Here is a 13,752-nt window from a genome sequence, read left to right as displayed (position 1 = left end):
GATTCAACTCGAATTTCATTTTGATTCACTACACGACGAGTTGATCATAGGCGTTCTTTTCTCGAACATGCAATAATGTCACAGTACAAGCGGTCGAAACATCGAATTGGGGGATACGATGAGTAGATTTTATCGCATATTTTTACTGTGTTTTGGCGTTTTTTGTCTGAGTTGCTTCGGAGCAACAGCAAAACCGCAAGATAACCTTGGTAGAAAATTTTTCCAAAACGGAAAGCCACAAGCCCAATCCGCCAAATATCGATCAGATTTCTCGCCGATCACACGAAAAAGTGTTTCGTTTCCATCCAAATATTCAGCAGGAACAATCGTTATACGCACTGGCGAGCGGCGACTGTATCACGTGACATCTTCTGGCCGCGCCGTGGCCTATGGAATTGGTGTCGGAAAAAGCGGATTTACGTGGAGCGGCAGCAACAGGATTTCACGCAAAGCTGAGTGGCCGGGCTGGACACCGCCAGCACGCATGCGTGCACGCGAAGCCAAGAAAGGGCGCATTCTTCCGACTTACATGCCGGGCGGCCCAAACAATCCGCTTGGCGCACGGGCCATGTATATCGGCTCTACCATCTACCGCATTCACGGAACCAACCAGCCATGGACGATTGGTCAGGCCATGTCATCCGGTTGCATTCGCATGGCAAATGATGATGTGAAACATCTTTACGCCAATGTTAGCATCGGCACACGCGTCGTCGTCCTGCGGTAGAATTCAGGAGCGCTTCAGCCTTACAGGCTCGCGGGCAAGGCCTTTTTCCGCAAGTTCATCGAGATAGACCTGCCAGCGCACATCCTTGTTTCTGCCAAGGTCAATCAGATAATCCCAACTGAAAAGACCTGTATCGTGCATATCGTCGAAGGTGATGCGCACGGCATAATTTCCGATAGGCTCCATCTTGGCTATTTCCACGTTGAGCTTGCCGGGAACAGTTACACGCTGCTCGGGAGAATGCCCCTGCACTTCGGCTGACGGCGAAGCTACACGCAAAAGTTCTGCAGTCAGATCATACTTCTCGCCATTATCGAAGGTAATCGACAAAGATTTGCGGTCCTTGCTGACGCGCAATTCCTTTGGCCAGGCATCGGTCATCGTGTTTCCATCCTTGTTTCCTGACTGTGTAGGCCGTGACGCTTGCAGAGGCAAGCGTCAGCCAAGGCCTTTCCAGCGAAGTGAAATGCGCGCAAACGCCTCACTTCATAGAGTGCTCTGCGAAGACCCGATAACTGGACAAGTCTTTGATGCCGCACTATCTCTGAACGAGGAGGAAGCTCTTGGACTATTTGGCAACATTCGACCAGACACCAGCACAGACATCGATGATCGATCCCTTCGGGCGGACGATCAATTATCTGCGTGTGTCGGTTACGGATCGTTGCGATTTCCGCTGCACCTATTGCATGTCGGAACATATGACCTTTCTTCCAAGAAAAGAACTTCTGACGCTTGAGGAACTGGATAGACTTTGCACGGCCTTTATCGAAAAAGGCGTGAAACGGCTGAGGCTCACAGGCGGAGAACCGCTGGTTCGCAAGAACATCATGCATCTGATCCGTGAGCTTTCCCGCCATCTGCGTTCCGGTGCTTTGGAAGAACTGACCTTGACCACAAACGGCTCGCAGCTTGCGCGTTTCGCGCATGAACTTGCCGATCTGGGCGTCAAGCGCATTAATGTTTCGCTGGATACGCTCGACGCAGCAAAATTCAAGGCGATTACACGCTGGGGCGATCTTGACCGCGTGATGGAAGGTATTGATGCCGCTCAGGCAGCAGGAATCAATGTAAAGCTGAATGCCGTTGCATTGAAAGGCTTCAACGATCTCGAAATCCCGCACATGATCCGCTGGGCGCATGGGCGTGGCATGGATCTTACTCTGATCGAAACCATGCCAATGGGCGAAATTGATCTGGATCGGACCGATCAATATTTGCCGCTGTCACTACTCCGGGCAAGACTGCGTGAAGAATTCACGCTCAACGATATTCATTACAAGACCGGCGGTCCTGCCCGATATGTACAAATCGCCGAGACTGGCGGACGCGTCGGCTTCATCACGCCGATGACGCATAATTTCTGCGAAAGCTGCAATCGTGTTCGCCTAACCTGTACCGGCACGCTTTATATGTGCCTCGGTCAGGAGGATGCGGCCGACCTTCGTGCGCCCCTGCGGGCCTCCGAAGGAAATGATCTTCTGAATAACGCAATAGATGAAGCTATCGGCCGCAAGCCCAAGGGGCACGACTTCATCATCGACCGCCGACACAACCGTCCTGCGGTTTCCCGCCACATGAGCGTTACAGGCGGCTAAAACGCAAATATTCCGCATGCGCGATATTGTTTTCATTGATATATCAATGGAAGCGATTCTGGAGGAGAGTCGTTCCTGCCAGCGGAAGTGAATAATCTTGGCGCTATCTCCCAACTTGCGCGGAAGTCTGTCGATGGCCATCGGCATGGCTTGCTTCACATTCAACGATGCGACAGTCAAATTTGTCGCCGAAGAAATGAACATGGGTCAGGTGATGCTGGTCCGCAGTTCTATTGCCATATTTCTGATCGTTGCCCTGGCCTGGCATCAAGGTATGCTTATTCCCTTGGGTCAGGCATTGCACAAGATGACGATATTGCGCGTTATCGGCGAAGTTGTTGGCACCGTCAGCTTTCTTGTTGCCCTCGTACATGTCCCGCTTGCGCTGACATCTGCCATTCTTCAGGCTCTGCCCTTGGTTGTAACACTGGGCGCGGCACTGTTCTTCGGTGAACCGGTCGGCTGGCGGCGATGGGTTGCAATCGTCATAGGGCTTGCAGGTGTGCTGATCATTGTTCGCCCCGGCCAAAGTGGAATGAGCCCATACATCTTGCTGATCGTCATTACGGTGATTTTTGCATCGCTACGTGATCTTGCAACACGCAAAGTACCAAAAACCATTCCCGTTCTGATGATATCAGCGCTGACATCGGTGGGCGTGGGGGTCGCGGGTGCAGCCATGATTGTGCCTCTTGGCGGCTGGACACCAATGTCGAACACAAACATTCTGCTACTCGTCCTCGCCGCATGCTGCGTCATGGTCGCCTACCATTTCCTTATTCTGGCGATGCGGGAAGGCGAGATTTCCTTCGTTGCCCCATTTCGTTACACAAGTTTGCTTTGGGCGATATTGCTGGGCTTCCTATTCTTCGGGGACCTGCCGGACATGCCGATGATTATTGGTTCAATCATTGTCATTGGCAGCGGTCTTTATACGCTCTACCGTGAACGGAAGGTAAGCCGTATCAAGCCAGCAGCAACAGCAGCGGCATCCTCACCCGACGGAGTGTGATTGTGAACACAGCAGGAATCATTCTGGCCGGTGGGCAATCCCGCCGCATGAATGGGCCGGACAAGGCTCTAATGCCCTTTGGCGCCGCCAAGCTCATCGACCACATCGTCAAACGTCTCGCACATCAGCTGCCGGTGATGGCGCTGAATTCAAACAATAATCCTTCACACTTTCATCATCTCGACATTCCCGTCATCCCCGACGACATTACCGGCTATGCGGGGCCGCTTGCCGGCATACTCGCCGGAATGGAATGGGCTGCAATTCAGAGCGATGCCTTTTCGCACATAATGACTGTTGCGACGGACACTCCGTTCTTTCCGGATGATCTCGCCGAGAAACTCGGTCGGGAGATTGCTGGCCTCCCGCACACCATCGCAATCGCGTCATCAGCGGGGCGCCTTCACCCGGTATTTGGTTTGTGGCCAATTTCGTCGCGTCACGAACTGCGCAAATGGTTGGCTGACGACCAGAATCGCCGCGTCATGAGTTGGATTGAAGTCCAACCATACCGGAGTTTTGAATTTCCATTGACAGAGGCGCAAACAGGCCAGCCATTGGACCCGTTCTTCAACATAAATACTCAAGAGGATATTCTGGAAGCGCGACAACGATGGGCGGCCTCGACACGATGAATCGACTATTCGGCATAACCGGATGGAAGAACTCCGGAAAAACGACTTTGACGGTCAAACTGGTGGCCGAACTCACGCGGCGCGGCTGGAGAGTCTCGACGATCAAACATGCGCACCACGATTTCGATATCGACAAGGAAGGCACCGATTCCTACCGTCACCGCAAGGCAGGTGCTGGCGAAGTTGCAATCATATCCGACCGACGCTGGGCACTAATGCACGAGTTGAAAGAAGAACAGGAACCTTCACTGGCAGAGATACTGGAACAATTTTCGCCCTGCGATCTCATATTGGTTGAAGGATATAAACGGGAAGCGCACAAGAAGATTGAGACAAGGCGACTGGACGGCCGCGCGGGAGAGCGCTTGACCACCAATGATCCAACGATAGTGGCAGTTGCAAGTGATCATGCTCTTGCTGACGAAACGGTCCCGGTTTTTGATCTTGATGATGTTGCCGGACTTGCTGACATGATTGAACGTGAAACAGGCCTTCACCCTCAACGTGTTTGAATATGTCCTTTCCACTTATGAGGGCGAAACAAAAGTAAAAACGCCGAAACATTCGGCATTTTTTACAATTAAATTCGTTAAACGGCGCACGATTCCCGGTTGCTTTTCATTGAAAACTAGTGGGAATATCCGTGTCAGGAGCAGTGATTTAAACTGCTACCTTGTCCGGAAGGCTGTCCAGAAAAACAGGGGAACAGCCGGGCCATAAAAGAGAGGTTCAAATAAATGCGTACAACCAAGCGTCTCGCGATCGCGATTTCTGCTGCAGCCCTCGCCTTAACCATGGGCGCAGCTCATGCACAGGACGCGCTGAAGATTAAGATTGCTTCCGAAGGTGCCTATCCGCCCTTCAACAATCTGACGCCAGATGGCAAGCTTGAAGGCTTTGATATCGATATCGGCAAAGCACTCTGCGAGGAGATGAAGGCAGAATGCACTTTTGTCACGCAGGATTGGGACGGAATGATCCCGGCTCTACAGGCAGACAAGTTCGACGCTGTTATTGCCTCCATGTCAATTACACCGGAACGCCTGAAGCAGGTCGACTTCTCCAAGAAGTATTACAACACACCTCCAGCCATCGCTGTACCAAAAGATTCGGATATCAAGGATGTCACCCCCGAATCACTGAAAGGCAAGTCCCTCGGCGTTCAGGGCTCGACAAGCCATTCAAACTTTGCCGAAGCCAAGTACAGTGACTCGGATATCAAAATGTACCCAACTGCGGACGAGTATAAGCTCGACGTTTCGAATGGCCGTATTGACGCGGTGATGGATGATGTTGTCGTGCTCAGTCAGTGGGTGGATAGCGATGCCGGCTCATGCTGCAAAATCCTCGGCACAATTACACCCGATGTCGCCATTCACGGCCCGGGCGCTGGTGTAACTGTCAAAAAGGGCAATACAGCTCTTGCCGACAAGTTCAGCGAAGCCATCGCCGCCATCCGCAAGAACGGAAAGTACAAGGAAATCAACGACAAGTACTTCAAGTTCGATGTGTATGGTGCAGAAAACTAAGATAAAAAGTTGATTTGACATGCAGATGGCGGATAAAACTGCCATCTGCGAACCTACAAAAAATGACGGGTTGGGGAATTGCCCGCAAGATATGAAAGTTGCCTATGGAAGGCTCAATAGCGCTCTTGGGTTTTGGCGAAGGCGGATGGGGCCCGAGCATAGCCAGCGGAATACTCGTCACGGTAACATTGGCGCTTGCCACGTTGCCCTTGGGGCTGGCGATCGGGTTTTTCGTTGCTCTCGGAAAGCAATCCGAAGAACCGTCGGTCAAACTCGCTGCCAATATGTATACGACGATATTTCGCGGTTTGCCCGAACTGCTGACCTTGTTTCTGGTTTATTACGGCGGGCAGATCGGTGTTCAAAAGCTTGGTCAACTGCTTGGATATACCGGCGCTATAGAGATAAACTCGTTTATCGCGGGCATGTTCGCCTTGGGCACCGTGTTCTCATCCTATGCCAGTGAAGTCTTCCTCTCGGCATTTCGCGTTATTCCCAAGGGTCAGTATGAAGGCGGCTATGCGATTGGTCTTTCCTACGGGCAGACCATGCGAAAGATTATCCTGCCGCAGTTGATCCGTATCGCCCTGCCCGGTCTGGGTAATCTCTGGCTGATATTGCTTAAGGATACTGCGCTTGTCTCAGCCATCGGCCTTGCCGATATTTTGCGTCAGACATCCGTGGCAGCCCGCGTGACGAAGCACGCTTTCATGTTCTATGGAACCGCTTGTCTCATCTTCCTCATACTCGGGATTCTGTCATCCTTTGCCATCAACGGCATTGATCGCTGGGCCGCCAAGAGTGGAGCGAAGAGATGACCGATAATGCGATCTCCCCCTCCGCCGCTGCCGTTCGCCGTCCTCCAGCGCCACCGAAGCCATGGACGAAAACCCGGATTACCGGCCATATACTTGTAGGGCTTTGGACAGCATTGATCCTTGGCCTGATGTATTTTCTTTATACCGCCTGGGACAGAGAACTCATCGACAAGTACGCTCCAACCTATCTTTCGGGACTATGGACCACCATAAGTCTTGTCGTGGCATCGGTTATCATTGGGGCAATTCTTTCCGTCCCGGTAGCACTTGGGCGGATGAGTAAAAACCGGATCATCTCATCCATCGCCTACTTCTATGTCTATTTCTTCCGCGGGACGCCACTAATCGCGCAGGTGTTCCTGATTTATTACGGCCTCGGATCGTTCAGCAAAGAACTTCAGGCAGTTGGGCTTTGGGGATTTTTCCGCGAAGCATGGTATTGCGCGCTGTTGTCATTTGCGCTCAACACCGCTGCCTATCAGGCAGAAATTCTGCGCGGCGCTATTCGCAGCGTTTCCCCCGGACAGTGGGAGGGTGCGGCCTCACTCGGTATTTCCAAGTTCGTGACCTTCCGTAAAATCATCCTGCCTCAGGCGCTGATCGTGGCTTTGCGGCCCTATGGCAATGAATTGATCCTGATGATCAAGGGTTCGGCAATTGTGGCGTTGATCTCGGTCTATGATCTGATGGGCTATACCAAGCTGGCCTATTCACGCACGTTCGATTTCCAAACCTACCTTTGGACTGCAATCATCTACCTATTGCTGGTTGAAGTTCTGCGTCACCTATGGGACTGGATGGAACGTCGTATTACCCGCCACCTGATCCGTTAGAATCAAATCATAAGAGAGTTCTCATGCTCAAAATCTGGGGTCGAACAAACTCGACCAACGTCAAGAAAGTTCTTTGGGCTGCTGAAGAAACAGGCGTGACTTATGAGAATATCGCAGCAGGTGGTGCCTTCGGCATCGTTAGCGATCCGGAATATCGAGCCAAGAACCCGAATGGGCTGGTGCCGACACTGGAAGACGGGGACCTTGTTCTCTGGGAAAGCAATACGATTGTCCGCTACATTGCCGCGCGGTACGGCAATCCGGAGCTTTTCATCGCTGATGTGGGGCAACGTGCGAAAGCCGAGCGCTGGATGGACTGGGCGACATCATCACTGGCTCTGCCTTTCCGCGATGTCTTCTGGAATGTTGTTCGCCTGACGCCAGATAAACAGGACCTTACCGCAAAGGATAACGGCCTGAAAACATGCAGCAAGTTATTTGCCATGGTTGACGAGGCGCTGGCATCGCAACCTTATCTGTCCGGTTCAAAATTCGGTGTTGGCGATATTCCTGTGGGCTGTTTCGTCTATGCGTGGTTCGAAATGGCCATTGAACGCCCGGACCTGCCTCATCTCAAAAGTTGGTATGAGCAGCTCAAGTTGCGCCCCGCCTATCGGAAATCCGTAATGATTCCCCTCACCTGAGCAATCATTGCGGTTTCAAACGCCAGACACCTTGCAAGCCGTCCTGATAAACGGCCTCGTCGGTCGAAATCGTGATGGCTTCGATATTCGACCACTTTTCAGCAAAGTCACGATAGTTGGATGAAAAGACGTTACCCGACTGACCGGTGGTCTGAATATAGGTTGATTTGTTGAGGTCAGAGAGGTCGAACAACCCCCGATAGCTTGAGCCATGCGTGGCCCGATAGGGATTGCTCTCATCGGTGAACGTCGATTTGCCCCGATCCAGAGTATAAGCGCCACCCGAAGCAGGCACGGTGACATTAAACAACTTATCAAGCGGGCTCACTTGGGCAAAAGGACGGTGCGCGCTGTAAGCATAATGCAGCGCACCCCAGTTCCATTTTGCCCGGTCGCTGCCAAGTCGCGTTTCAATATCCTTGAGCGCATCGGCAAGAGACAGAGCGAGCACATCGCTGCAATTCTCTTTTTCCGGCGTGCGCCCGTCATCGCACCAGTTCCGCCCGGGATTTGGGCCAAGCCAGCGCAGCATCGCATCAACACGGCCCTGCCAATAGGATGGGAACGTATCGCCCAGATCATCCTCCAGAATGCGTTTCATGGAAAATCGCAACCATGCATTGAACAGAAGCGGCTCGGTGCGAGCGCGGTCTTCGATGTAGTCCCACTTTTTCAACTGCCCGACAGCCGCCAGATCAATGTCATCGCGGCCCTCAATGAGTTTCAGCATAATTGGGGCCAGTGCTGCATAGGCACCTGTGTAGACGTCGCCCTGAACGACACGATTTGTTTCCAAGGTTTGCTGATTGGCGTTGTAAATCAGCGACTTTATGCGCTCCAACCGCCATGGCTCATCCCAGTCGAAGGTCAGAAAATGCGGATAGTCCGCATCAACCATCTTGGTATTGGCAGTCGCAAGAACGTTCTCTGCCGGATTATAGACGCGCGGTAATTCGCTATAGGGAATATAGCCCTTCCAATCATAGGTCGCATCCCAGCCCGGAGATGGCGCACGTCCCATAATCCGGTTTGCCGGGTCACGGACAGGAACCTTGCCGGGCGCAATCATGCCGATATTGCCGTCGACATCCGCAATGACCATCGACTGCATCGGCGTTACATAATCGCCCATACCATTCTGGAAATCCGATACGTTCGCGAAATCCCAAAGCTTGAAGCCGGCAGCGATGGTCTTGTCGTCGCCCGCAAGCACCGTCCAGGAAAGCGATGCAACTGTGTCATCGGCCAGATAATGGTCAAGCCCGCGATATTCCGCCGGAAGAACCGGGCCATGCCGTGTAATGCGGCGATCAAAACTGACGGTTTCACTGCCTTTAACGCGAATTTCCACCCGCTGCTTCTCAAATGGACGGAAACCCTCCGGCGTCTGGTATTCATCCCGATTTGCAGGGTTCATTTTTTCGATGAAGATATCCTGGACATCAGAACCGGTATTGGTGAAGCCCCAGGCGATCCTGTCATTGCGGCCAAGGAGAACCAAAGGAGCGCCGGGCAGTGTCACCCCAACAAGATTTTTTGACGAGCCATCAACCTGTTTCACTTGAAGATGCGCGAGATACCAGATGGCAGGCGCTGTCATCCCCAGATGAGGATCATTGGCGAGAATCGGTTTGCCGCTGACTGTACGGACACCGCCTACGACCCAATTATTGGATGCCCCGGTAGACATGATCTCGTTGAGCGCGGCAAATTGTTGTTCCGCCTCTATGGCTCCAGTCTTGATGGTTCCGGTAGGTAAGCCAAGCAACTGCTGCAAATCCGGCAACGGCGGCGGTGCATCTCCAGCAACAGGAGGCAGCAGGTCAACGATCTCCTGCTCATTCATGCCGAGGCGGGCGAATTTCAGCCGCAGGACCTCGTCGTCAATATTAGCCGCAAGCGTAACCGACATCAGCTTGAGCGTGACGATAACGTCTGCGGCAGTCCATTGCTCTGGGAAATGCTGCAGAATAACGAACTCAGGCGAATATTTTGAGCCGAAGGAAGGTCCAGCCCCATCTATGAACGCATTGATGCCACGGACATAGGCATCGACTTTGGCGCGATCCGCTGGCGCAAGCGAATCAATCGAACTTTGTGCAGATTCGTAAAGACCTATTGTGCGGATGAACGTATCTGTCGAAATGGTTTTATCACCGAAAAGCTCTGACAGGCGTCCACGCCCCGCCATCCGGGTAACTTCCATTTGCCAGAGCCGTTCCTGCGCATGGACGAAACCGAGTGCGGTGAATACGTCCTCGACGGAGGTTCCACTGATATGGGGAACGGCATTCTTATCACGGGTTATCGTAACCGGATCTGACAGGCCCGCAAGGCTTGTTTCGCCCGTTGCCGGTGCAACCGAGCCCGCTAACCAGACATATCCGACGACAAAAGCAAGAAGAGCGAGAGGTATAAGCGAAAAAACAATCCAAAGCAGGCCTTTGATGATGCGCCGCAATATTCTAACCTCCGCAAATCGACCTGATTAAAGGCCATAAGACAGAGGAAATTACGGAATGGCAAGTGTTGCATTTATTGGTCTGGGCGTCATGGGCTACCCGATGGCGGGCCATCTGAAGACGCGTGGCGGTCATGACGTGACTGTCTTCAACCGCAATGGAGAGAAGGCCAGCAAGTGGGCAGAACAGTTTTCCGGATCGCAGGCCGCTACGCCTGAAAAGGCCGCAGAAGGCAAGGATTTCATCTTCTGCTGCGTCGGCAATGATGACGATTTGCGCTCGGTCACAATTGGTGAAAACGGTGCTTTTCACTCGATGAAGAAGGGCGCAATCTTTATCGATAACACGACTGCATCCGCTGAGGTCGCCCGCGAACTAAGCGCCGAAGCCGCCAAACGTGGCTTTCATTTTCTGGATGCTCCGGTCTCCGGCGGTCAGGCTGGCGCTGAAAATGGTGCGCTGACAGTCATGGTTGGCGGCGAATCGGCAGCGTTCGATAAAGCCAAGCCTGTGATCGAATCCTATGCGAAGATGGTCGGCCTGATGGGCGATGCGGGCGCTGGACAGTTGACCAAGATGATCAACCAGATTTGCATTGCCGGCATCGTCCAAGGATTGGCGGAGGGTATTCACTTCGGCAAACAGGCAGGACTTGATATCGAGAAAGTTATCGAAGTCATTTCCAAGGGCGCGGCAGGTTCGTGGCAAATGGAAAATCGGCACAAGACCATGAACGCTGGAAAGTATGATTTTGGCTTTGCCGTTGACTGGATGCGAAAGGATCTCGGCATCTGCCTTGCGGAAGCTGACCGAAATAGCGCGAAACTGCCGGTCACTGCGCTAGTCGATCAGTTCTACAAGGATGTTCAGGTAATGGGCGGAAAGCGCTGGGATACATCATCCCTGCTTGCGCGGCTGGAAAAGTAACCAGCCGCACTCAAGGAAATCAGTTCGATTCCTTGTCGATGCTCATATAGTCCAACGGCAATTCGGTGGTGTATTTGATCTGCTCCATGGCAAAGGCAGACGATACATCCCGAATGTCGATTTTGCTGATCAGGCGCTTATATACTGCGTCATAAGCCGCGATATCCGGCACCACGACGCGCAACAGATAGTCGACATCACCGCTCATGCGATAAAACTCGACTACTTCCGGAAACTCCTGGACAACCTCGGAAAAGCGTTTGAGCCATTCGTTGTTATGTGCGCCGGTGCGGATGGAGACGAAGACTGTAACCCGGGTATTGACGCGAACCGGATCAAGGATTGCGACCCGGCGCTGGATCACCCCATCCTCTTCAAGCTTCTGGATACGGCGCCAGCAGGGCGTTGTTGACAGCCCGACTTTCTTGGCAACATCAGCCACAGCAAGCGTGGCGTCTTCTTGAAGAAGGCGAAGAATTTTACGATCAAGTCTGTCCATTTGTCATCCCCTTGGAATGGGATACTTTATGAGCCGATAAACTACTATGGTACAAGAAAATTATTCCAATCTTTTGCGATTGTGAAAAATTTTCATCCGAAAACTGATCAAATTAGATTTTCAACCGTCTGTCGAAGCAAAGGTAGAACTTCTTGCGCAAACCACGGATTCTTTTTCAACCAGCCACTGTTACGCCAAGACGGATGAGGCAAAGGCAGTATGGCAGGCTTCGATTGATCGCTGAAGTACTCGCGCCAGCTGCGCACAGTTTCAGTCATGCCGGATTTGCGCCGTGAGCCAAGGTGGTAGGCTTGCGCGTATTGTCCAATCGTGAGGATCAACTCCACCTGCGGCATCGCTGCAAAAAGTTGGTCATGCCAAGTCTCGCGGCATTCGCGGCGCGGCGGTAGATCACCACCCTTTGCATCATAGCCCGGAAAGCAAAACCCCATCGGCACAATGGCGAACTTGTCGGGGTCATAGAACGTTTCCGGGGTAACACCGAGCCATTCGCGCAGACGCACACCGGAGGGATCATTGAAGGGAATACCGGTATTGTGAACTCGGATGCCCGGAGCTTGCCCGCAGATCACGATACGCGCAATTGCTGAAGTCACACAAACCGGGTTCGACTCGTGTGGTAAAGGCACCCCATATCGCGGATTGTCGTGGCATATCCGGCAAGCCTTAATATCCGTTCCCAGCCTATCGAGAGCAAAGGGATCTGCCACAGTGTTCAATATCAGGCCTTTGCACTTGGCCGGTTCGATACCGCTTCATGCCAGCGCCTCAGGTGCGTGAGTTCTTCTGGCATGGCTATCTTGGCGGGTTTCAAAAAGTCGACGCTGACAAGCAATGTTATATCGGCAATTGAAAACTGGTTTCCGGCAATGAATGTACTTTTTGCCAACTGGTCATCCAACACATTCATGAATGCTGCAGCCTTTGGCCGGTTTGCCTCCCCCCATTCCGGGATTTGCGGAACTTCCCATTCGACCATGGCCGGATGAGTGTGACGGAATGCTGCCGCAACGGGCCCCAGAAAATGCAATTCGACCCGGCGATTCCACATTTCGACGAGTGTTTTGCCTAAAGCACCTTCACCAAATAGCGGCGGCTCCGGATGGAGTTCTTCAAAATAGCGACAGATCGCAACAGATTCCGTAATCGCAGTTCCATCGTCAAGTTCAAGAACCGGCAATCTCTGCAATGGATTAAGTGACTGTATTTCTTGTGAGCGGTGTCCCAAGGCTGCCATATCCACAGGGACGAGCGATATGTTCAAGCCTTTCTCGGCCAAAAATATCCGAGCACGTCTCGGGTTGGGTGCGCGACCCCCATCATATAATTTCACCAGATACCTCCCAGTAATCCATTAACCCACTCTACAACCCCGTCGATAGTCTCCGATACAAGGCTCTGCTCCGGCTGTGATGTTTCAGTAGCTTGATCATGTGTTCTACGCCAATCCTGAGGCGTTTCAAATGCATCGGCCCATATACCAAGCTTACGTCCGCGAGCGATCACCTCTGCGTCACGATAATCGCCGTAGGCAATTGCCTGGCCGGTCTCGACCATTATCCGGTTGAGATTGGTTTGCCCGACGAAACAGGTAGCCAGCACACGGTCAAATTTGTCACGCCCCTGCTCCTCACAGTGCACTTCTGTTTTTGCAACCAGCTTTTGCAGGGCTTGCCGGGCCAGTTGCCCGCAATTACGCAACGCTGGGGGCCTGCCGCAGGTCTGAGCAAGCTCCGGTGCATCAATTCCCTTAAGTCGAATATGCTGCTGCGAAATAACCAGTGTGTCTCCGTCAATAACGTAGGCACTGCCAGACAAGCCAACTGCCTCGGGGTCCTGGTCAATCCGTGCGACAAGCAAAGCGACCAGTCCGAAGAAGATGAGCATCAGGCAGATATCGGCCAATTTACGGATGGCCGAGCGGGGAGCCGGTTGATTCACCGTCCGCCTTCTCGAGGGGCGAAAGCGTCCTCTCACCATCTGCCTGATTGATAAAGTTGTTTCATATTTGCCTTTATCGCCAAGAATAGATTCGCTTTTTTACCCG

The 13,752-nt window shown here is 52.6% G+C and carries 16 protein-coding genes; 10 read left to right on the top strand and 6 right to left on the bottom strand.

What is annotated here, in order from left to right; all coding sequences use genetic code 11:
* Positions 1–118 precede the first annotated feature (118 nt).
* Complete coding sequence (locus tag ABKW30_RS14545; RefSeq protein ID WP_348599624.1) at positions 119–727, top strand: L,D-transpeptidase; 609 nt, start codon at positions 119–121, stop codon at positions 725–727.
* Between the two features lie 3 nt (positions 728–730).
* Here ABKW30_RS14545 and ABKW30_RS14540 read toward each other — a convergent pair whose 3' ends face one another.
* The gene (locus ABKW30_RS14540; RefSeq protein ID WP_348599623.1) at positions 731–1,108 is read right to left on the bottom strand and encodes a DUF971 domain-containing protein; all 378 of its coding nucleotides are present in this window, start codon (positions 1,106–1,108) and stop codon (positions 731–733) included.
* A gap of 227 nt (positions 1,109–1,335) precedes the next feature.
* Here ABKW30_RS14540 and moaA point away from each other — a divergent pair, with 227 nt between their 5' ends.
* The 8 genes from moaA to ABKW30_RS14500 all read left to right on the top strand — a co-directional run bounded on the left by moaA (position 1,336) and on the right by ABKW30_RS14500 (position 7,796).
* Positions 1,336–2,325, top strand: a complete 990-nt coding sequence (gene moaA / locus ABKW30_RS14535) for a GTP 3',8-cyclase MoaA (RefSeq protein WP_348599814.1) — start codon at positions 1,336–1,338, stop codon at positions 2,323–2,325.
* A 97-nt stretch (positions 2,326–2,422) separates the two neighbouring features.
* On the top strand, positions 2,423–3,337 hold the full coding sequence (locus ABKW30_RS14530) for a DMT family transporter (RefSeq protein WP_348599622.1): 915 nt from the start codon (positions 2,423–2,425) through the stop codon (positions 3,335–3,337).
* A 2-nt stretch (positions 3,338–3,339) separates the two neighbouring features.
* Positions 3,340–3,972 carry a molybdenum cofactor guanylyltransferase MobA gene (gene mobA, locus ABKW30_RS14525; RefSeq protein ID WP_348599621.1) on the top strand — a complete coding sequence of 211 codons (633 nt, stop codon included), beginning with the start codon at positions 3,340–3,342 and terminating at the stop codon, positions 3,970–3,972.
* Positions 3,969–4,484 (top strand): molybdopterin-guanine dinucleotide biosynthesis protein B, encoded by a 516-nt coding sequence (gene mobB, locus ABKW30_RS14520; RefSeq protein ID WP_348599620.1) that lies wholly within the window; start codon positions 3,969–3,971, stop codon positions 4,482–4,484. Before mobA ends, mobB begins: the two co-directional genes overlap by 4 nt.
* Positions 4,485–4,709: 225 nt before the next feature.
* Entirely contained in the window at positions 4,710–5,501 is a 792-nt protein-coding gene (locus tag ABKW30_RS14515; RefSeq protein ID WP_348599619.1) for an ABC transporter substrate-binding protein, read from the top strand.
* A gap of 104 nt (positions 5,502–5,605) precedes the next feature.
* Positions 5,606–6,319: an ABC transporter permease gene (locus tag ABKW30_RS14510; RefSeq protein WP_348599618.1), complete on the top strand. Its 714-nt coding sequence runs from the start codon at positions 5,606–5,608 to the stop codon at positions 6,317–6,319.
* Positions 6,316–7,152 carry an ABC transporter permease gene (locus tag ABKW30_RS14505; protein ID WP_348599617.1) on the top strand — a complete coding sequence of 279 codons (837 nt, stop codon included), beginning with the start codon at positions 6,316–6,318 and terminating at the stop codon, positions 7,150–7,152. The genes ABKW30_RS14510 and ABKW30_RS14505 overlap by 4 nt, the downstream gene beginning before the upstream one ends.
* Before the next feature lie 23 nt (positions 7,153–7,175).
* Positions 7,176–7,796, top strand: a complete 621-nt coding sequence (locus tag ABKW30_RS14500) for a glutathione S-transferase (RefSeq protein WP_348599616.1) — start codon at positions 7,176–7,178, stop codon at positions 7,794–7,796.
* A gap of 4 nt (positions 7,797–7,800) precedes the next feature.
* On the opposite strand, the gene ABKW30_RS14495 is transcribed toward ABKW30_RS14500, so the two are convergent.
* Entirely contained in the window at positions 7,801–10,257 is a 2,457-nt protein-coding gene (locus ABKW30_RS14495) for a penicillin acylase family protein (protein WP_348599615.1), read from the bottom strand.
* Between the two features lie 58 nt (positions 10,258–10,315).
* Here ABKW30_RS14495 and ABKW30_RS14490 point away from each other — a divergent pair, with 58 nt between their 5' ends.
* Complete coding sequence (locus ABKW30_RS14490) at positions 10,316–11,185, top strand: NAD(P)-dependent oxidoreductase (RefSeq protein WP_348599614.1); 870 nt, start codon at positions 10,316–10,318, stop codon at positions 11,183–11,185.
* A 19-nt stretch (positions 11,186–11,204) separates the two neighbouring features.
* Here the strand turns inward: ABKW30_RS14490 and ABKW30_RS14485 are convergent, their stop codons facing one another.
* From ABKW30_RS14485 to ABKW30_RS14470, 4 genes are all read right to left on the bottom strand, one after another.
* Positions 11,205–11,684 (bottom strand): Lrp/AsnC family transcriptional regulator, encoded by a 480-nt coding sequence (locus ABKW30_RS14485; protein WP_348599613.1) that lies wholly within the window; start codon positions 11,682–11,684, stop codon positions 11,205–11,207.
* Between the two features lie 107 nt (positions 11,685–11,791).
* Positions 11,792–12,415, bottom strand: a complete 624-nt coding sequence (locus ABKW30_RS14480) for a uracil-DNA glycosylase family protein (protein WP_348599813.1) — start codon at positions 12,413–12,415, stop codon at positions 11,792–11,794.
* A gap of 11 nt (positions 12,416–12,426) precedes the next feature.
* Entirely contained in the window at positions 12,427–13,038 is a 612-nt protein-coding gene (locus tag ABKW30_RS14475) for a glutathione S-transferase (RefSeq protein ID WP_348599612.1), read from the bottom strand.
* Positions 13,035–13,646, bottom strand: a complete 612-nt coding sequence (locus tag ABKW30_RS14470) for a thermonuclease family protein (RefSeq protein WP_348599611.1) — start codon at positions 13,644–13,646, stop codon at positions 13,035–13,037. The genes ABKW30_RS14475 and ABKW30_RS14470 overlap by 4 nt, the downstream gene beginning before the upstream one ends.
* Positions 13,647–13,752: the final 106 nt, after the last annotated feature.

The sequence above is a fragment of the Phyllobacterium sp. SB3 genome (assembly GCF_040009165.1).
GTDB lineage: Bacteria > Pseudomonadota > Alphaproteobacteria > Rhizobiales > Rhizobiaceae > Phyllobacterium.
Note: the sequence above shows the minus strand (reverse complement) of the source record. Positions and strands in the feature narration are given on the sequence as shown.